General features: G+C 63.5%; 16 protein-coding genes. 9 read left to right on the top strand and 7 right to left on the bottom strand.

Annotated elements, in window-relative coordinates:
- Nucleotides 1-45: 45 nt before the first annotated feature.
- Nucleotides 46-600, bottom strand: coding sequence for an NADPH-dependent FMN reductase (locus tag LGN10_RS14775; protein WP_059581481.1), 555 nt, complete (start codon nt 598-600; stop codon nt 46-48).
- A 370-nt stretch (nt 601-970) separates the two neighbouring features.
- Between LGN10_RS14775 and LGN10_RS14770 the strand changes: the two genes are divergently transcribed.
- Nucleotides 971-1,570 (top strand): RNA polymerase factor sigma-70, encoded by a 600-nt coding sequence (locus tag LGN10_RS14770; protein ID WP_059581479.1) that lies wholly within the window; start codon nt 971-973, stop codon nt 1,568-1,570.
- Nucleotides 1,548-1,763, top strand: coding sequence for a zf-HC2 domain-containing protein (locus tag LGN10_RS14765; RefSeq protein WP_081059312.1), 216 nt, complete (start codon nt 1,548-1,550; stop codon nt 1,761-1,763). The genes LGN10_RS14770 and LGN10_RS14765 overlap by 23 nt, the downstream gene beginning before the upstream one ends.
- Before the next feature lie 153 nt (nt 1,764-1,916).
- On the opposite strand, the gene arsC is transcribed toward LGN10_RS14765, so the two are convergent.
- Nucleotides 1,917-2,273, bottom strand: a complete 357-nt coding sequence (arsC, locus tag LGN10_RS14760) for an arsenate reductase (glutaredoxin) (RefSeq protein WP_226224100.1) — start codon at nt 2,271-2,273, stop codon at nt 1,917-1,919.
- A 1,118-nt stretch (nt 2,274-3,391) separates the two neighbouring features.
- Between arsC and parA the strand changes: the two genes are divergently transcribed.
- Together parA and LGN10_RS14750 are read left to right on the top strand one after the other, a co-directional pair.
- Nucleotides 3,392-4,054 carry a ParA family partition ATPase gene (parA, locus tag LGN10_RS14755; RefSeq protein ID WP_059581476.1) on the top strand — a complete coding sequence of 221 codons (663 nt, stop codon included), beginning with the start codon at nt 3,392-3,394 and terminating at the stop codon, nt 4,052-4,054.
- A gap of 23 nt (nt 4,055-4,077) precedes the next feature.
- Entirely contained in the window at nt 4,078-5,139 is a 1,062-nt protein-coding gene (locus tag LGN10_RS14750; protein WP_226224078.1) for a ParB/RepB/Spo0J family partition protein, read from the top strand.
- Nucleotides 5,140-5,231: 92 nt separating this feature from the next.
- On the opposite strand, the gene LGN10_RS14745 is transcribed toward LGN10_RS14750, so the two are convergent.
- Nucleotides 5,232-6,599: a replication initiation protein gene (locus LGN10_RS14745; RefSeq protein WP_059581471.1), complete on the bottom strand. Its 1,368-nt coding sequence runs from the start codon at nt 6,597-6,599 to the stop codon at nt 5,232-5,234.
- A gap of 1,822 nt (nt 6,600-8,421) precedes the next feature.
- On the opposite strand from LGN10_RS14745, the gene LGN10_RS14740 reads away from it, so the two are divergent.
- Nucleotides 8,422-9,603 (top strand): DNA-binding protein, encoded by a 1,182-nt coding sequence (locus tag LGN10_RS14740; protein ID WP_226224099.1) that lies wholly within the window; start codon nt 8,422-8,424, stop codon nt 9,601-9,603.
- 136 nt (nt 9,604-9,739) lie between these two features.
- Here LGN10_RS14740 and LGN10_RS14735 read toward each other — a convergent pair whose 3' ends face one another.
- The 3 genes from LGN10_RS14735 to LGN10_RS14725 form a co-directional block, all read right to left on the bottom strand.
- Complete coding sequence (locus tag LGN10_RS14735) at nt 9,740-10,759, bottom strand: tyrosine-type recombinase/integrase (protein ID WP_060317664.1); 1,020 nt, start codon at nt 10,757-10,759, stop codon at nt 9,740-9,742.
- Between the two features lie 102 nt (nt 10,760-10,861).
- Nucleotides 10,862-11,239, bottom strand: coding sequence for a DUF2471 family protein (locus LGN10_RS14730; RefSeq protein ID WP_059581462.1), 378 nt, complete (start codon nt 11,237-11,239; stop codon nt 10,862-10,864).
- Between the two features lie 141 nt (nt 11,240-11,380).
- Complete coding sequence (locus tag LGN10_RS14725; protein ID WP_124860083.1) at nt 11,381-11,992, bottom strand: helix-turn-helix domain-containing protein; 612 nt, start codon at nt 11,990-11,992, stop codon at nt 11,381-11,383.
- Between the two features lie 158 nt (nt 11,993-12,150).
- On the opposite strand from LGN10_RS14725, the gene LGN10_RS14720 reads away from it, so the two are divergent.
- From LGN10_RS14720 to LGN10_RS14705, 4 genes are all read left to right on the top strand, one after another.
- A complete protein-coding gene (locus tag LGN10_RS14720; protein WP_104013287.1) occupies nt 12,151-13,350 on the top strand; it encodes a glycine C-acetyltransferase in 1,200 nt (399 codons plus the stop codon).
- Nucleotides 13,351-13,363: 13 nt separating this feature from the next.
- Nucleotides 13,364-14,392 (top strand): L-threonine 3-dehydrogenase, encoded by a 1,029-nt coding sequence (tdh, locus tag LGN10_RS14715; RefSeq protein ID WP_006480187.1) that lies wholly within the window; start codon nt 13,364-13,366, stop codon nt 14,390-14,392.
- Nucleotides 14,393-14,939: 547 nt separating this feature from the next.
- On the top strand, nt 14,940-15,545 hold the full coding sequence (locus tag LGN10_RS14710) for a TetR/AcrR family transcriptional regulator (RefSeq protein ID WP_226224097.1): 606 nt from the start codon (nt 14,940-14,942) through the stop codon (nt 15,543-15,545).
- Nucleotides 15,546-15,609: 64 nt separating this feature from the next.
- Nucleotides 15,610-16,089 carry a DUF1348 family protein gene (locus LGN10_RS14705; RefSeq protein WP_059581450.1) on the top strand — a complete coding sequence of 160 codons (480 nt, stop codon included), beginning with the start codon at nt 15,610-15,612 and terminating at the stop codon, nt 16,087-16,089.
- A gap of 465 nt (nt 16,090-16,554) precedes the next feature.
- Here the strand turns inward: LGN10_RS14705 and LGN10_RS14700 are convergent, their stop codons facing one another.
- Nucleotides 16,555-17,640 carry a tartrate dehydrogenase gene (locus LGN10_RS14700; protein WP_059581446.1) on the bottom strand — a complete coding sequence of 362 codons (1,086 nt, stop codon included), beginning with the start codon at nt 17,638-17,640 and terminating at the stop codon, nt 16,555-16,557.
- Between the last annotated feature and the right edge of the window lie 94 nt (nt 17,641-17,734).

Here is a 17,734-nt window from a genome sequence, read left to right as displayed (position 1 = left end):
GGCGCGACTGCGTGAACGGGCGCGGCGGCGATCAGGCCAACGACATCACGCCGATTTCAGCAGGCGCACCCAGCCCGCGTAGCGGTCGACGAAGCCCTGCAGGAACTTGCGCGTGTCCTCGCTGACGATCTGCCCCTGGTCGTCGATGCGCGCCGGATCGTGCTTGATGAACATCTCGGGCTGACCGAGCGTCTTCACGTCGAGGTACGCGAGCACGTTGCGCAGGTGCTGCTGCGCGAGTGCGGTGCCCGTCGCGCCCGGCGACGTGCCGAGCACCGCGCCCGGCTTGCCCGACCACGAATTGGAACCCCACGGGCGCGAGCCCCAGTCGAGCGCATTCTTCAGCACGCCCGGAATCGACCGGTTGTACTCGGGCGTGACGAACAGCAACGCGTCGGCGGCTTCGATCGACTGCTTGAAGCGCTTCGCGACTTCCGGGAAATTCGCGTCGTAGTCCTGGCTGTACAGCGGCAGCTCGCCGATCTCGACGAACTCGAACGAAAAATCGGCGGGGGCGAGCGAGATCACGGCGTGCGCGAGCGCACGGTTCGTCGAAGCGCTGCGCAGGCTGCCGACGACGACCGCAATTCGATAGGACATGGCATTCTCCTTCCGGTAAGTGAGGAATCGGAGCGATTGCTTCCGAATGGGCGACAAAGGTCTGTTTATAGGCAAGCCAGCCCGCGAGCCGTCCGACGGGGCCGTCCGGCCGACTTTCCACAAGGTTTTCCACAGAAATTGTGGATAACTCGACCGTTATGTTCCGACGTTACAGTTTTCCCGCCGCGCGGCGTCTTCGACATGCGAGCCGAGAGGTTCGGCAAGCATAGCGCAGCGCGGCGGCCGGCTTCATGAAATCGCGACCGAACATGGCGTTGCAGGCCGGCACCGCAACCAGTAAGCTACTCGCACCGCGATGCACCCGTTCCGTGACGCATGCGCGATCGCTTCGAAACACGACAACCCACACATGCCGTCCGCATACGACGACCCCGCCTATCTCGCACAACTGCGGCACGATCTGCTGCGCTTCGCACGACTCCAGCTTCGCGATGCCGACGCGGCCGAAGACGCCGTGCAGGAGGCGCTGGCCGCCGCGTGGTCGCATGCCGGCGAGTTCGCGGGGCTATCGGCCCACAAGACGTGGGTGTTCGCCATCCTGCGCAACAAGCTGATCGACGTGCTGCGCGCGCGGCAGCGGATGGTGAGCCTGACCGCGCTCGATGCGGAGCTCGACGGCGAATCCGTGCTCGATCGCGAACTGTTCAAGGACAACGGGCACTGGGCCGCGCATGCGAAACCGCGACCGTGGCCGAAACCCGAGACGCTGTTGCAGCAACAGCAGTTCTGGATGCTGTTCCAGGTGTGCCTCGACCATCTGCCGGAGCAGATCGGACGCGTGTTCATGATGCGCGAATTTCTCGACGTCGAGATTCCGGACATCTGCAGCGAATTGACGCTGACGACGAATCATTGCAGCGTGCTGCTGTACCGGGCACGCACGCGCCTGCGAACCTGCCTGAGCGAAAAAGGACTGACGACCGAAGATGCTGCCGGGGAAATGTACTGACGTGACACGACTGCTGTCGGATGCGCTCGACCGGCCTCTGACACTGCACGAGCGCCTGCAGGTGCGTGTGCATCTGCCGACCTGCAGCGGATGCCGCGCCTATCGCGGGCAGATCGCGCTGTTGCGGACGGCCGCGAAAGCGGCCGCGGGGCGGGAGCCGGATGATGATGACGGGCCGTCCGGTGGCGGCTAGGGCGTGTTCACGCCCGAGGCGCCGCGATGTCGGCGTATCGTTCCGGTGACGGCTGGCGGGCGGCCTGGAGGTTGCATCGGCCTGGATGCCGTTGCGCGTGCCGGGCCGGGCTGGGCCGCATCGATGCAATAAGAAAAATACGCCGGACAAGAACTATTCGAACAACGCCTTCACGGACTCGGGCGGTCGACCGATAGCCGCCTTGCCGCGATACACGACGATGGGGCGCTGCAGCAGGATCGGATGAGCGACGATCGCCGCGTAGGCTTCGGCGTCGGTCAGATCCGCGCGGGCAAGATTCAGCGTCCTGTACGGCTCCTCGCCGTCGCGCAGCATGTCGCGGACCGGCCGGCCGAGCTGTTGATGCAGCGTTTCCAGTTCCTCGACGGTCGGCGGCGTCTTCAGGTACTCGACGACGGTCAACGGCGTGCCGGCGGTATTCAGCGACTCGACCAACGCAAGCGTCTCGCGGGACTTCGAGCATCGGGGGTTGTGGTAGATCGTGATCATCATTCAAGCCTGGGTGGGGGAGCCCTGTATTGTAGCCACTCTGCATTGAGCGGCTTGCTGGCGTGGTTCAGCCGAGACCGGGGTGGCGTTCCTTTCGACAAGTGGCTGAGACGGTTTGGTTTAGCGACGCGCTGTGATGGAAGAGCGTGTGTCCGGTGTTCGAAAACGCTTCAAAGAGCCGTTGTTTATGCGCATAAAGCTAGAACACCTGGTTCGCGGGATCCCGGACTGCGATTAGCCTAGCAATGGTCGCAGAGGCTGTCCGATGGTGGAAGGGATGCGGGATTGCCCGGCGCGTCGAGTGGTTTATGCGCATAAAGCCCGCGATTTTCGGCCGAGGCGACGCGCGACTCCGGGCGTGGACGTATGCGACACAAGGCGGCAAAGGGCGATCGCTGTATCGATAAGCCACCCCAGCGCGACATCATCGGCCGCCTGCCTCGGGCAGGTTTATGCGCATAAGGCCGGCGATTGTCGCGCGACGCACGGCTTGACTCGGGCCGTGGGCGATGCCGACACGAGACGGCACCGGGCGATCGCTGCAAGCGACAGACCGTCCCGACGCGACATCATGGGTCGCCTGATTCGGGCGAGGTGCCGGCTGCGGCCCTTCATCGCGGGTCATCGTTGCGTCGGGTTTATGCGCATAAATGCTGCGGGGCCGACAGAATGTCACCCTGAGGCATGCCCGTTCACGGAGGCGACTCAGGGTCGCGCATTCGCCTCGGAACTCGCAGATCGCTCAGGTCGCTCGCAGATGCCTGGCACGCTCCTCGCCGAGTCATCGCTTCGCCCACTGCGGAGTTTATGCGCACAAACTCCCCGGCTCGCCGACAGCCCTATCCGCCCCGGAAAGGGCAGAGCACCCGCGATATCCCAGTGACGAACAGGTGCCCGACGATGTAGCGCGTGAAGCCCCCACCCACGCAGCCCATCCCCCCTCTATCTCAGCTTCGCCACCTCCAACACACCGCCCCAACGAGCTCGCCATCTTCGCCACTTCGTTTATGCGCATAAACCGATCGTCCGAATGGCCAATGCGTCGTTGTCGACCGACAATTTCATTGAAATTCAAATATCGTCCTGTAGAATTCCAACGACCAAAACAGGAGTGAAAATTGGCCGCGGAAATTATTGCAGTCACTCAACAAAAAGGTGGCGTCGGCAAAAGCACGATTGCCATGCATCTCGGCGCCGCGTTCCATGAAAAAGGGAAGCGCGTCCTCGTCATCGATGCTGACCGTCAAAACACGCTGGTTCACTGGTCGAGCGCATCCGGCGACAGCGAAAACGGCATCCCGTTTCCGGTCGTCAATCTTGCCGAAGCCGACGGCCAGATCCATCGCGAGATCAAGAAGTTCATCAACGATTACGACATCATCGTCGTGGACTGCCCGCCGTCGATCACCGAGAAAGTCTCGGGTGTCGTCCTGCTGGCCGCATCGATTGCCGTGATCCCGACATCGTCGTCGCCGGCCGATTACTGGTCGAGCGTCGGGCTGGTCAAACTGATTCAGCAAGCGCAGGTGATGAACGAAGACCTCCGCGCGGTCTTCCTGCTGAACAAGACCGAAGAGAAACGCATGCTGACCCGCGAGCTCAAGCGTGCACTCGAGGAACTCGGCTTTCCGTTGCTGAAGACGCAGATCCCGACTCGGGAAGCGTACAAGCAGGCGATGGCGCTCGGTCAGACCGTGCTGCAAATGAACGATCGTGGCGGCAAGCTGGCCGCCTCCGAAATTCGCGCATGTGCCGACGAAATCGTCGCCATGCTGCCCTGACTTTATGCGCACAAAGGAGTCACATGAAACCCTCCCAATTTGCCAAAGGATTCCAAGCGCGCCCGGATATCACGACGAGCGAGAAGCGCACGGCGCTCGATCGGCTCAATGCGATCGACGGCATCGTCAAGTCCGAGACGCCGCCCCCGGCGTCGACCAAATCCGCGAAGAAGGACATCGCACCGCCGCCTGCTCCGGAATTCACGATCGACCCGTCGATCGACGAATCGCAGCAATATCGCGCGTGGCGTCTCGAGAATCGCTATGCCCCCGGGCAGGTGATCGAGTTGCCGCTGAAGGCGATCAAACATAGCCCGTTCAACCCGCGGCACTTCTATCTGAAATCGTCGATTGCCGAACTCGCGGTGAACCTTGCGAAGCAAGGGCAGCAGCAAGCGATCCACGTGATTCCGGATTACGACAACCCGGGCACGTATTTCGTCAGCGATGGTGGCCGCCGCGTGCGGGCGCTGAAGGAAGCGAACAAGGAGTCGGTCAAGGCGATCGTGATCGACGTGCCGATCGGCATCCAGAGCTACAAGCTCGGCTATGATCTCAACGTTCAGCGCGATTCGCAGACGGTGTTCGACAATGCCGTCGTGTGGCGCCGCTTCCTCGACGACAAGCATTTCCAGAGCCAGAAAGAACTCGCCGAGCATCTCGGCCTCGACGAGTCGACGGTGGCTGTCGCGCTGTCGATCGGCAAATTGCCGGAAGCGATCATGCAGGAAATGGTCGCGCGCCCCGATCGCTTCGGATCGAACATGGCGTATCAGGTCGGCCGCTATCACAACGCGCGCGGCACCGAGGCGACGCTGCGGCTGATCAACAAGATCGTGTCGGACGACCTCAGCACGCGCCAGGTGTCGGACATCGTCAAGGGCCGCGTCGCGGCACAGGAGACGCCGAAGGTCGCGGGCCGTCAGCGCTACGCGCAGCGTCTCGAGATCAAGCTCGGCGGCAAGTCTGTCGGCGATCTGAAATCGTATGGCGAAGACCGCATCGAACTGCGCCTGCGCGGCCTCCCGAAGGACAAGCGCGACGCAATCCTCGAGCAACTCGAGCGGATGCTGTTGTCGGAGTAATGGAAGCGGCCGGCAGAGCCTGACACGGGCGCCGGCCCCGCCCGACCAACGGATGGGACCGGCGGCGGCCCGTCAGCGGGCCTGAGCGGGCCTCAAGCGGCCCGCGACTGGTTCAGCGTGAACGACAGCAGGTCGCCGTCCGTCGGCTCGCCCCAGGTCTTCTGGGCCAGCCAGTCGAAAAAGGCCGTCTCGGCCAGCTTGGAATCGAGGCCGCGCTTGCGCCAGTCGTCGCGCAGATGCGAGCCCATCGTCGGCAATGCCTCGGATTCGAACGACTCACGCGCCACTTCGCGCTCCGCGTCGCCCTGCTCCTCGTACAGCACCTTCGCTTCCTTGCGGCGGAACGCCGCGAACTCGCTCAGCAGGCGAGCCTTCAGATCGTCCGGCTGCGCAGCCGCAGCCTTCGCGGACGGCGTGCCGGCAGGCAGCGCGTCGACCGACTCGACCGGCGGCGCATAACCCTTCTTCAGCGCGTCCTTGAACAGCGCCGGCGCGCTGCGCACCGGCGGCAGCGTCGTGCTGCGCATCCGCTGCTCGGTCATCTGCAATGCGGCGCGAATCCGGTTTTCCTCGCTGTCCGCATAGAGTGTTTGTGCTTCCTTCAGCGGGATCCCGAGTTTCACCATCCGGTCGACCAGCGTGCTGTCGAACACGTTCGGGTGTTCGTCGAGCGCGAGCATCGGCTGCTTGCGTTCGGTCACGCGAAACTGGATCTCGGCCACCCGACGCCCTTCGCGGTGCTCGATCAGTTCGACGAAGATGTTGGTGACCGCATTGACTTCCGCGATCGCGGGACGCAGGTAGTCGCGCTTGAAGTACTTGTACTCGCGCTTCGCTTCGTCGCCGGCTTCCGTGTCGGGCGTGCCCGACAGAATCGGCCGCCACCATTCCCACGGCTCGCGCATCGTCAAATGGCTCGGGTTCGTCAGGTAGCGCACGCAGATCTCGTACAGCGCGAGCCCCGCGCTGCTGCGTAGCTGGCTCTGGAACTGCAGGCTCAGGCGCGCATACTGGACCGGGTCGAGCAGCTTCTTCTTGATCTTCGGCGCGAACGAGAATTCGACCCATACGCGGCGGGTGGTCGGATCCTCGAGAATTTCCGCATCGGCAATCAGCGTGGAGATCCCCCACTTGCGGCCCGGCTTCTGGCTCGACGTCCCTGTGCTCCATTCGACCTGCACCGACACCATGCGACGCAGGTGTTCCTTCACCAACGCGGTGTCGTTCGAATCGAAAGCGGAGTTGGCAACGATGTCCGACAGCAGCGCGCGATACGTATCGCCCGAATCGTCGGCCTGCTGCGCGACGGCCAGCAGGACATTGAACAGCTTGCGAGTGAGGAGCGTGATCTTGCCGCTCTTCGGCTGAATGGCGATCGCCTCGACGGCCTTTCGCAATTCGGCTGAACTGGCACTCACCACATCCACATCGGTTTTCTTGGCGCGCTTCGTCGTGGCCATACGTCGGGTCGGAGGAGAAGTTTCCCGGAAGGATAGCGCCTGCGGTGATGTGCGTCCAGAACGACATGCTCACCATAGCCGGTGAAGCGCGCCGGCAAAACGGCACTCACCCGAACCCCTCCCGAAAACGCTCACCGGTCGGCCAGGGCGGCGTTCCGGACTCTTCCAGACGTGCCGCGGCATGCGCCGATTCACAGAATTTCCCCTGTGCGCGACACGTGCGGAATTGACTCCCGTATCGGCTCACCTTTCGATTTGTCGTAATTTTGCGACTGCGCAGCCGAGAGTTCGACACAGGCTTGCGACTGCACCTCACCGCCCGTCCGCGACTGAAGCACACCGGCCTGTATGCATGTACAGGCACGGCTCGCGAGGAAGTCGATTCGGCTCCGACATAGGGGAAAGCACCGCGGAAACCGGCACGCGCGGCCCGAACAACGCGTGATTGGCTGGCCCGGGCGCGCATTGTACAGCGTGCAAATCGTATCGGGTCCCGAAAATACTCACCTCGAGCACAGCAGGTCGATTCGTCCGGATACCGATAAATGCCCGACGGACGCGGGACCGAGCGCCAACGACTCCCGAAAACGCTCACCTTACCAATCAAATGCGGCACGGCGGCGGGCACGGAAATGGCTCCCGAAAAACCTCACCGTAACCGGCCCGGTATCAAAAACTTCAATTTCTTCCGATACTTATGCACAGAAGGCATTTGGCTGTGCATCGTCGCGATCTCCCGGAAAGCCTCACCTTTCAGCTGGAATCCTTCATACGACGACCGTAGGCCCGCCCCCGAAAAATCTCACCTGTGCCAAAAAGTGGCACAGCAAAAACGAGATTTCTTCCAGTCCTGGCGGGCTTTTCGGCGAATTCGACCGGTCCCTGGTCCTGAAAAGCCTCACCTTTGCCCATTTTTCGAGCAGATATCTCTCCCGGAAAATCTCACCTTTCAGCCAAGCCACAGCCTGTGATCCATGCCCCGAAAAAGCTCACCTTGCGCGCAAAGGGGCAGGAAGACCCGGATTTCCCTCCCGAAAAACCTCACCTTTGGGGCATCACAGGCACCGGAGAGCACTTTTGCTGTGCAAAATGGCGTCCGCTTCCCGGAAATCCTCACAGCAAATTCCCGCGAGGTCCCGTGAAATCTCACCTTTCATCCAATCTGCCCAAAAAATGGGCAGAATCGGGGCGCGAAACAGGTCCCGCAAATTCTCACCTATGTCTGCACAGGCAGAAAACTGTGCGGTCAGGCGCAGTGCGGGTTCCATGGCTGTATGGCCCCGAAAACCCTCACCTTTGGGAAAACTCGTGTTTTACTGTGATCCCGAATCCGCTCACGACCCTTCCTGCAACGGCTCACGCAGCTCCCCGAACCCCATCACGTCAGCTCCCGCAGAAGATCACCTTGGCTCCCGTAAAACTTCACCTTATCGGCCGGAAAGCCTTGTGCCACAAGGCTGTGCCGTGGCGTTAACGTTTTTAACTAAGGGTTCAAGGGTGTTTACTTCTAATACTCTCAAGACATCGGTTGACGAGTTTTCCACAGATACCCCGACCCCTGAACACCCACGGGCCATCGGATCCGATGTCATGTGAAACAAATACCAAAATTCGGGGTTCGCTGAAAAACGCTTGCCGAACAAAGACTTGGATGATTTTCTTCGCTTTGTTTCACGGAATCCGAGGCCACCTTCGGTCAAACGCGTTCGCAGCGCTGATTTCGGTGCAAAACGACGTAAATTCACAACGGACCGTCGAAATAAGTATCAAGAAATACGTGTTTCGTTATGATTGCAACACTTCATTGCCTGCGAGTGTTGTCATGACCCTGGACGAAATGCGTCAAGTCATTCGGGAAGAACTGGAATCGCTGCGCGCAAGCGGTGCACGGCGTCAGGAATTGTCGCTGCATGCGTGCAAGCGCCTGTTTTTCGATCTCGGCATCCGGCCGTCGGCCGCCAACGTGCGCGATCTCACCCAGACCGGCAGCGCCAGCGACATCCCGAAAGACATCGATCACTTTTGGGAGCGCATCCGTTCCGCCTCCAAGATCAGGCTCGACGGCGCGGCGATCCCGAAGGCCGTCGAGGAAAAGGCCGGCGCATTGCTGGGCGCACTTTATGAAGAGGCGTTGAAAGCGGCGCGCGACAGCCTCGACGGCGACCGCGAGCAGGTTCGCGCCGATGTGGCCGCGGCCGAACAGCGGTTGCGTGACGCAACCGTCCGCCAGGAAACGCTTGAAGAAGCGCTCGCGCGCGGTGAAGCGAGAAACGAGCAATTGCAGACGCGGGTGACCGAGCTCGAGGTCCAGCTTGCGTCGCAGACCACGCACGGTTCGGCAAGCGAAGCAACGTTGCTCACCACAGTCGCCCGACTGGAAAAGGAACTGGCCGCGGCTGCCGGCCGCCTCGATGCCGAACAGGCCCAGAATGCCGCGTTGCGCGACCGCATCGATGCGTTGCAAGCCGAATTGCAGCAGCGCACCGAGCACTATGCGCAGCAAATCAAGGATGCGGTGGCCGAAGCCGAACGCCGCGTCAAGCCGATGCTGGTCGAACTGGACGCGTTGCGCAGCATGGCGTCGACCTACCAGAGCGGGTTGCGCGACGTTCAGCGCAAGGAGTTCGATTTCCTGCAGCAATTGAGCTCGGCCAAGGCGCGCGCCGACCGGCTCGAAGAACAGTTGCGTACCCAGAGCGACGAACTGGACCGCGCGATGCGCGACGCGAACGCGTTGCGCGCGAACCGCGGGATGAATCCGGAAATCGCCGCGCTGCTCCGGCGCCTGGCCGATGCCGGACAACTCGATGCGAACGCGTATGCCGCGATCGGCACCTCGCTGGATCACGAGATTCCGGCGCCGGCCCGGTGCCCGCATTGCGACGGCGAGCCGGAACTGTCACACGGTGACGACGGCTTTGAAGTCGCGTGCCCCGAATGCGAGCACGCTTCGGGCCCATGGCCGTCCCGTTTCGAAGCCGCCGCGCGTTTCGCGCAGACTTGACCCGGAAGCCGGCGACACCGCACAGGTGAGAATATCCGGGAGACTTGAGGTGAGGTTTTTCGGGAGCTGTGAAATGGTGAGGCTGCGCCACGCAAGGCTGCTCACGGATCGTTTTGCGTGAGCAGCCGTTTCCCGATCAGTGAGTTTCGTCGCGGTCGGACGCGTCACCGTTGTCGTCGGCCAGCCCGTCGCGCCAGTTTTTCCATGCGCGATGCAGGCGATTCGACGAGATCGGCCGCATGAAGCCCAGCCATTTGCCGACCCGCTCGGGCGGGACGTCGTGCTCGAACAGTTCGGCCGCGTACGTATTGCGCAATGTTTGCGGGCTTGCGCGCGCGGTGCGTGACGACGTGAGCCCGGCCGATTCGACGATCGCGTCGATCGCGCGCAGCATCGTTGCCTTGTGCATCGGCCGCCCGGCATGCGACGCGGGGAACACGAGTTCTCCCGGAATCTCCTGGCGTTTGCGTTCGGTGAGCCAGGCTTCGAGCAATGCGATCGCGAACGAGGCGAGATGGGTTTCGCGCGCGTAATCGGGATGCGTTGACTCGATCCGCAGCGACGTGCCGCTCGTATTGATGCAACTAATCGTAAGCGCGCGCGCTTCCCCGGTTTTGATGCCGGCGCCGAGAAACGCGGCAACGAGCGCGCGGTCGCGACGCTCCTTCCAGTACGCGGCGCCCGATACGCCGATCGGCGAGAACAGATACGCGAGCAACGTCGCGCGTTCCGCCGGCGTGAGGAAGCCGGTCGGTTCGTTGTCGCGGGCCTTGCGCCAGTTCGCTTCGCCATCCTGAGCAATGAACCGGGCGGGATTGGTCGATGCGTATTCGGTGCGGCGGATATGGTCGAGCACACGCTCGATCAGCCTTAAATAGCGCATCCGCTGTGTCTTCTTGATCGGCAACTCGCCGACGAAGTTCGCGATGGTCGGCGTATCGACCGTGGCCAGATTCTTTTGATGCGCACGCATCCACGCGAGAAACGCGCCCCATTGCGCGCGATAGACATCGGCCGACGAGCGGCGATAGTCCTGCATCGCGAGCCACGCGTCGAACGCGGCTTCGGGAGAGACGACCCAGTCGGATGCGTCGCGGTCGAACAGATCCTTTTCTTCCACACGCGCGGCGGTGTCGGGAGAGGCGGGAAGGGACATGGTGTTAATTCCGTTAGTTGCGTATATCGTAGCCCTTTTCGCAACGTATCGGGCAGCACGCGGGTGAACCGGCCGCCATGCATCGCGGCCGGGGCTCGGCCATCAGTCGCCCCACGCCTTGGACGGGCGGTGAGCGCGCACGGGCCGCGCGGTGTCGTGCGTGGTTGCTGCGGCTTCGTACGCGAGAACGGCGAATGAAAAGACCGCGGGCAGCGCGTTCGAGCGCCCGAAGTCGATCGGATCGTCGGTTTCGGGAAACGTCATGTCGGACGGTCGTTCGAACAGTTGCCGCATGCCGGCGTCGTGCCGGCTCGCAAAGCCGAGATCGGCGAGCGCTTCGGCTTCGATCGCGTGCAGCAGGCGCCATGTCAGCGGTACGCGCTGACGGATGTAGCGCGCGGCGATATGGCGAACGATCAGTTCGAGGTCGTGCGCGGCAGCCTTGAAGCTGAGCGCGGCCAAATCTTGTTCTTCTGTCATTGCAGGCTCCTGTCGACCGGGGCGGGCGCCTCGGTGCGCCGGCTCCGGCCCATGCATGGCGGAATGTCCGTATACTGTACAAACATACAGTGTTTTCCGCAACTGGCCTGCGATCTGCCTTTTGGCCGACTATACGCGCCGTCAGCGATGGATCACGATCAACAAGGCCCGCGCTTCGGTCTTGCCGGGGTTGCGGATCGCATGCGGCTCGTCGGCCGGGTAGCGCGCGGTGTCGCCCGTCTTCAGGCGTCGGCTGGCCGCGGCGGCCTCGATTTCCATCGCGCCCTGCAGCACGGTGAGGTGCTCGCGCGTGCCGGGTTCGTGCGCGTTCGATACCAGTGCGCCGCCGCTTGGCAGCGTCAGCTCGTACCACTCGAACTTGCCGGCGAGGTCGATCGGGCCCCATACGCGCAACTGGTACCGGCCGTCGTGGCCGGCGAGCGTCGGAATGTCGTGCGGGCCGTCCACGCGGATCGTCTCGGGCGCCTTCGGCTGCGAGAACAGTTCATCGAGCGTGATGCCGAGCGCGTTCGTCAGCCGCCACGCGACCGCGATCGTCGGGTTGGCCTTGTCGCGTTCGATCTCGGAGAGCATCGATTTCGATACGCCGGCTGCGCGCGAGAGGTCGTCGAGCGTCAGCTTGCGCTCGTTGCGCAGCCGCTGGATCTGCTCGCCCACGCGCGGCGGGGTCGCGGCAGGCGGTTGCGGGGCGGCGCCGGCAGGCGTGCGCCGTGAACCGGGGGAACTTGCCATTTGGATTCCGTTCGCTTAGAGTTGTTCGATATTTCGAATTCTAGTTCGGAATATCGGATAAATGCGGTCAACCGAACGACCGACTATAACAGTAGCAGGCCGTTGCGCCGCCACGAGCGGTGCGCTGCGGAATGCGAAACCCTGTCAGGAGCTTTGCGATGCGTGATGCCTTTCTCGCCCAGGTGCGCGGGACGCTCGACCAGATCCGCGCGGACGGTTTTTACAAGACCGAGCGCGAGATCGCGAGTCCCCAGGCGGCAGCCGTGCGGCTCGCCGGCGGTGCCGGCGTGCTCAATTTCTGCGCGAACAACTATCTGGGCCTGGCGAACGATCCGCGCCTGGTCGACGCGGCGAAGGCCGGCCTCGACCAGGACGGTTTCGGCATGGCATCGGTGCGCTTCATCTGCGGCACGCAAACCGTCCACAAGCAACTGGAAAGCGCGCTGGCCGCGTTTCTCGGCACCGAGGACAGCATCCTCTATTCGAGCTGCTTCGACGCGAATGGCGGGCTGTTCGAGACGCTGCTCGACGAGAACGACGCGGTGATCAGCGACGAGCTGAACCACGCGAGCATCATCGACGGTATCCGCCTCTGCAAGGCGAAGCGTTTTCGCTACAAGAACAACGATCTTTCCGACCTCGAGGCGAAGCTGAAGGAAGCCGACGCCGCGGGCGCCCGCCATAAGCTGATCGCGACCGACGGCGTGTTCTCGATGGACGGCATCATCGCCGACCTGAAGGGCATCTGCGATCTCGCCGATCGATACGGCGCGCTCGTGATGGTCGACGATTCGCATGCGGTGGGCTTCATCGGCACGCATGGCCGCGGCACGCCCGAGCACTGCGGCGTCGAAGGCCGCGTCGACATCATCACGGGCACGCTCGGCAAGGCGCTCGGCGGGGCGTCGGGCGGCTATGTCGCCGCGCGTCGCGAGGTGATCGAGCTGCTGCGCCAGCGCTCGCGTCCGTATCTGTTCTCGAACACGCTCACGCCGAGCATCGCCGCGGCGTCGCTGAAGGTGCTGGAACTGCTCGGCAGCGACGAAGGCGCGAAGCTGCGCGAGCGCGTGCGCGAGAACGGCGCGCGGTTCCGCAAGCAGATGACCGAAGCCGGCTTCACGCTCGTGCCCGGCACGCATCCGATCATCCCGGTGATGCTCGGCGACGCGCAGCTCGCGACGAACATGGCCGACAGGCTGCTCGGCGAAGGCGTCTACGTGATCGGCTTCTCGTTCCCCGTCGTGCCGCGCGGCCGTGCGCGCATCCGCACGCAGATGAGCGCCGCGCATACGCCCGAGCAGATCGACCGGACGGTCGCCGCGTTCGTGCGCGTCGGCAAGTCGCTCGGCATCATCTGACGGAGGCGCGACCATGAAAGCACTGGCAAAGCTCGAACGCGGCCCCGGCCTCACGCTCACGCGCGTGAAGCGTCCCGAAGTCGGCCACAACGACGTGCTGATCAAGATCCGCCGCACGGCGATCTGCGGCACCGACATCCATATCTGGAAGTGGGACGACTGGGCGCAGAAGACGATTCCGGTGCCGATGCACGTCGGCCACGAATACGTCGGCGAGATCGTCGAGATGGGGCAGGAAGTGCGCGGCTTCGCGATCGGCGATCGCGTGTCCGGCGAAGGCCACATCACGTGCGGTTTCTGCCGCAACTGTCGCGCCGGGCGCCGGCATCTATGCCGCAACACGGTGGGCGTCGGCGTGAACCGCGAAGGCGCATTCGCCGAATACCTGGCGATTCCGGCGTTCAACGCGTTCAAGATTCCGCCGGAGATCTCCGACGATCTCGCGTCGATCTTTGATCCGTTCGGCAACGCGACGCACACGGCGCTGTCGTTCAACCTGGTCGGCGAAGACGTGCTGATCACCGGCGCGGGGCCGATCGGCATCATGGCCGTCGCGATCGCGAAGCACGTCGGCGCGCGCAACGTCGTCATCACCGACATCAACGACTATCGGCTGGAACTCGCGCGCAAGATGGGCGCGACGCGCGCGGTCAACGTCGCGCGCGAGTCGCTGCGCGACGTGATGGCCGACCTGCACATGACCGAAGGCTTCGACGTCGGTCTCGAGATGTCCGGTGTGCCGAGCGCGTTCACGAGCCTGCTCGAGGCGATGAACCACGGCGGCAAGGTCGCGCTGCTCGGCATCCCGCCCGCGCAGACGGCGATCGACTGGAACCAGGTGATCTTCAAGGGGCTCGAGATCAAGGGCATCTACGGCCGCGAGATGTTCGAGACCTGGTACAAGATGGTCGCGATGCTGCAGAGCGGCCTCGACCTGTCGCCGATCATCACGCATCGCTTCGCGGCCGACGATTACGAGCAAGGCTTCGCCGCGATGCTGTCCGGCGAAAGCGGCAAGGTGATTCTCGACTGGACGGTCTGAGTCGGGTGTCGAGAGACGGGGCGGCGCGGCACGTTTGCCGGCTGCCCCGTTTTCGTTTGCACACACGCACCGTCGCGCCGCGGACGCACGATTGAACGCTTGAGGTGAGATTTTTCGGGAGCCGTGTTCGTGCGCCGAATCATCACACGATCGCGCATAGGTGATGCGCAATAGCAGGCTCGCGTCACCTGTTGGCAACTGCTTCGCTTCTCCCCGCCATAGCATTCGGCGCCCGTTTCTCCTCTTCCACGCGCTTCCCCGCTTCGCCTGGCGTGCGAGGGTTCGCTCGCGACCGTATGCGAGATCGTACCGACCCGGCACGTCCACCGTGAGCCGCACGCTGCGTTGCGACTCACTGATACGAGGCGTTATCGACATCGATCGGTGCGCCGACCCCTACCTGATTCGTTCACCTTCCCATCCGCACGGCTCGAACGGAAGGCTCACCCCGACGAGCCAGCGCTTCGGGCACGATTCAGCCCTCCCGCCGACAGGGCTTTTTCATCCGGATATTGACAAGGTAGAACGATCGTTCTACCGTAAACCCATGAATCCACTTCTCGACTCCTCCGGCGAACCGGGCGTTCGCGATCGGCTGCTGGACGCGGCCGAAGCGCTGATCTATTTGGGCGGCATCCACGCAACCGGTGTCGATGCGATCGTCAAGCGATCCGGCGCGGCGCGAAAAAGCTTTTATTCGCATTTCGAATCGAAAGAGGCGCTGGTGGTCGCCGCGCTCGAACGTCGCGACGAGCGCTGGATGCGCTGGTTCGTCGACGCCACGCTGGCGCGGGGCAAGACGCCGCGCGCGCAACTGCTCGGCATGTTCGACGTGCTGCGCGACTGGTTCGGGCAGCCCGACTTTCACGGCTGCGCGTTCCTGAATGCGTCGGGCGAGATACCCGACGCCGAGGATCCCGTGCGCGTCGTCGCCCGTATGCACAAGGCACGCCTGCTGGCGTTCGTGCGCGAGCGCTTCGACGCCTATGCCGACGAAACCGGCATCGAGCGCCGCGGGCTCGCACGCATCGCGCGTCAGTGGCTCGTGTTGATCGACGGCGCGATTGGCGTGGCGCTCGTCAGTGGCGATGCAAACGCCGCGCGCGATGCGCGCGCGACGGCTGAACTGCTGCTCGATACCGTATCGCGGTAGCCGACGCAGCGAATCCGAACCGGCCGCGTGCGTTCGCGGCCGTCACCCTGAACAGGAGCAACCCATGTCCGCTTCCCCCGAAGTTCGTCCGCCCGTTCCGCCCTTCACGCTCGAAACGGCGCGCCAGAAAGTGCGCGCCGCCGAGGACGCATGGAACACGCGCGACCCGCAACGCGTGTCGCTGGCCTATACGCCGCAAAGCCGCTGGCGCAATCGCGCGGAATTCGTGACGGGCCGCGACGAGATCGTCGGGCTGCTGCAGCGCAAGTGGGCGCGCGAACTCGACTATCGGCTGATCAAGGAGCTGTGGGCGTTCGACGGCAATCGCATCGCGGTGCGCTTTGCGTACGAGTGGCATGACGATGCGGGCAACTGGTTCCGTTCGTACGGCAACGAGAACTGGGAGTTCGATGAAAACGGCCTGATGGCGCATCGTCACGCGAGCATCAACGATCTGCCGATTCGCGAGGCGGACCGTCTTTATCACTGGCCGCTCGGCCGTCGCCCCGACGATCATCCGGGGTTGTCCGACCTCGGGCTGTGATGCGAGCACGCGTTCAACGGACCGGCGAACGCATCACCGGGGTTCAATGGTGAGGAAATTCGGGAGCCGTCCGCTGAAGGTGAGATTTTTCGGGACGAGGTGAAATGTCGCGTCGAGCTGTGTGCTTCGAACAGGTCGACGCGGCGTTGCGCCCGGTGAGGCGGCGTATGTGGCGACGTGCAGCGGTGTGCTTCACCGCGTGAGGCATCTCACCGATCGCGTCGATGCGATCGTGTGTTGATGATCGGTGTGTGCGAGTGCGGCGTGCAACTCACCGGTCGGATCGACTTCGATTTTCAACGACAAACTGTGCAAGCAGTGCGCGTTGCGATGCGTCGTTGCTCACCGCTCGATTTGACTGCCGACGCATCGACGGAGTCCGCACAAGTGCGCAACCGTATCGCGTGTCGCTCACCGCAGCCGGATTCACGCGACGCCGCCCGGCGCGAGCGCCGGGCATGACCGTCAACCCGCAACCCGCGCGGCGATTGCCTCGCCCACTTCCTGCGTGCCCGCCTTGCCGCCGAGATCGCGCGTATGCGGCCCCGTGCGCAGCACGTCCTCGATCGCGGCGACGATCGCATCGTGCGCGTCGCGTTCGCGGCCCGTGCCGTTGCCGAGGAAGTCGAGCATCATCGCCGCCGACCAGATCATCGCGACCGGATTCGCGATGTATTGCCCCGCGATGTCGGGCGCCGAGCCGTGCACCGGCTCGAACAGCGACGGGAACGTGCGGTCCGGGTTCAGGTTCGCCGACGGCGCGATGCCGATCGTGCCCGTACAGGCCGGCCCGAGATCCGACAGGATGTCGCCGAACAGGTTCGACGCGACGACGACGTCGAAGCGGTCCGGCTGCAGCACGAAGCGCGCGCACAGGATGTCGATGTGCTGCTTGTCGACCGCGATCTCCGGATAGCGTTCGGCCATCTCGGCCGCGCGCGCATCCCACCACGGCATGCTGATCGCGATGCCGTTGCTTTTCGTCGCGACGGTGACGCGCTTCGCGCGCCGCTGCGCGAGCTCGAACGCGAATTTCAGCACGCGCTCGGTGCCGTGCCGCGTGAAGATCGACTGCTGCATCACGACTTCGCGCTCGGTGCCTTCGAACATCGTGCCACCGACCGACGAATATTCGCCCTCGGTGTTCTCGCGCACGATCATGAAATCGATGTCGCCCGCGCGGCGGCCGGCGAGCGGCGACGGCACGCCGTCGAACAGGCGGGCGGGCCGCAGGTTGATGTACTGGTCGAATTCGCGGCGGAACTTCAGCAGCGAGCCCCACAGCGAAATGTGATCGGGCACGGTCGCGGGCCAGCCGACGGCGCCGAACAGGATCGCGTCGACGCCCGACAGTTGGGCCTTCCAGTCGTCCGGCATCATCGTGCCGTGCTGTGCGTAGTAGTCGCAGCTCGCCCAGTCGATCTCGACGAAGTCGAAGCGGATGCCGAAGCGCGCGGTCACGGCGTCGAGCACGCGCCGGCCCTCGGGCATCACTTCGCGGCCGATGCCGTCGCCGGGGATCACGGCGATCCTGTAAGTCCTGTCGGTCATGCAAATCTCCTTGGCTGTTCGGCCGGCTACCGGGAAGGCAGCGGCCCGTCACGTCATTCTATTTGTTTCAATCTGGATTAAAATCACGCAAAAG

The organism is Burkholderia sp. AU32262 (assembly GCF_020419985.1).
GTDB lineage: Bacteria > Pseudomonadota > Gammaproteobacteria > Burkholderiales > Burkholderiaceae > Burkholderia > Burkholderia semiarida.
This window is presented reverse-complemented; position numbering and strand designations above follow the sequence as displayed.

Bases quoted from the DNA above. Each gene is read 5' to 3' on its own strand.
- LGN10_RS14740 (WP_226224099.1), top strand. From the start codon at position 8,422: ATGACCCTGGACGAAATGCGTCAAGTCATTCGGGAAGAACTGGAATCG.
- LGN10_RS14710 (WP_226224097.1), top strand. From the start codon at position 14,940: ATGAATCCACTTCTCGACTCCTCCGGCGAACCGGGCGTTCGCGATCGG.
- LGN10_RS14735 (WP_060317664.1), bottom strand. From the start codon at position 10,759: ATGTCCCTTCCCGCCTCTCCCGACACCGCCGCGCGTGTGGAAGAAAAG.
- arsC (WP_226224100.1), bottom strand. From the start codon at position 2,273: ATGATCACGATCTACCACAACCCCCGATGCTCGAAGTCCCGCGAGACG.
- LGN10_RS14725 (WP_124860083.1), bottom strand. From the start codon at position 11,992: ATGGCAAGTTCCCCCGGTTCACGGCGCACGCCTGCCGGCGCCGCCCCG.
- LGN10_RS14775 (WP_059581481.1), bottom strand. From the start codon at position 600: ATGTCCTATCGAATTGCGGTCGTCGTCGGCAGCCTGCGCAGCGCTTCG.
- LGN10_RS14720 (WP_104013287.1), top strand. From the start codon at position 12,151: ATGCGTGATGCCTTTCTCGCCCAGGTGCGCGGGACGCTCGACCAGATC.
- tdh (WP_006480187.1), top strand. From the start codon at position 13,364: ATGAAAGCACTGGCAAAGCTCGAACGCGGCCCCGGCCTCACGCTCACG.
- LGN10_RS14700 (WP_059581446.1), bottom strand. From the start codon at position 17,640: ATGACCGACAGGACTTACAGGATCGCCGTGATCCCCGGCGACGGCATC.
- LGN10_RS14770 (WP_059581479.1), top strand. From the start codon at position 971: ATGCCGTCCGCATACGACGACCCCGCCTATCTCGCACAACTGCGGCAC.
- LGN10_RS14705 (WP_059581450.1), top strand. From the start codon at position 15,610: ATGTCCGCTTCCCCCGAAGTTCGTCCGCCCGTTCCGCCCTTCACGCTC.
- LGN10_RS14750 (WP_226224078.1), top strand. From the start codon at position 4,078: ATGAAACCCTCCCAATTTGCCAAAGGATTCCAAGCGCGCCCGGATATC.
- LGN10_RS14765 (WP_081059312.1), top strand. From the start codon at position 1,548: ATGCTGCCGGGGAAATGTACTGACGTGACACGACTGCTGTCGGATGCG.
- LGN10_RS14745 (WP_059581471.1), bottom strand. From the start codon at position 6,599: ATGGCCACGACGAAGCGCGCCAAGAAAACCGATGTGGATGTGGTGAGT.
- LGN10_RS14730 (WP_059581462.1), bottom strand. From the start codon at position 11,239: ATGACAGAAGAACAAGATTTGGCCGCGCTCAGCTTCAAGGCTGCCGCG.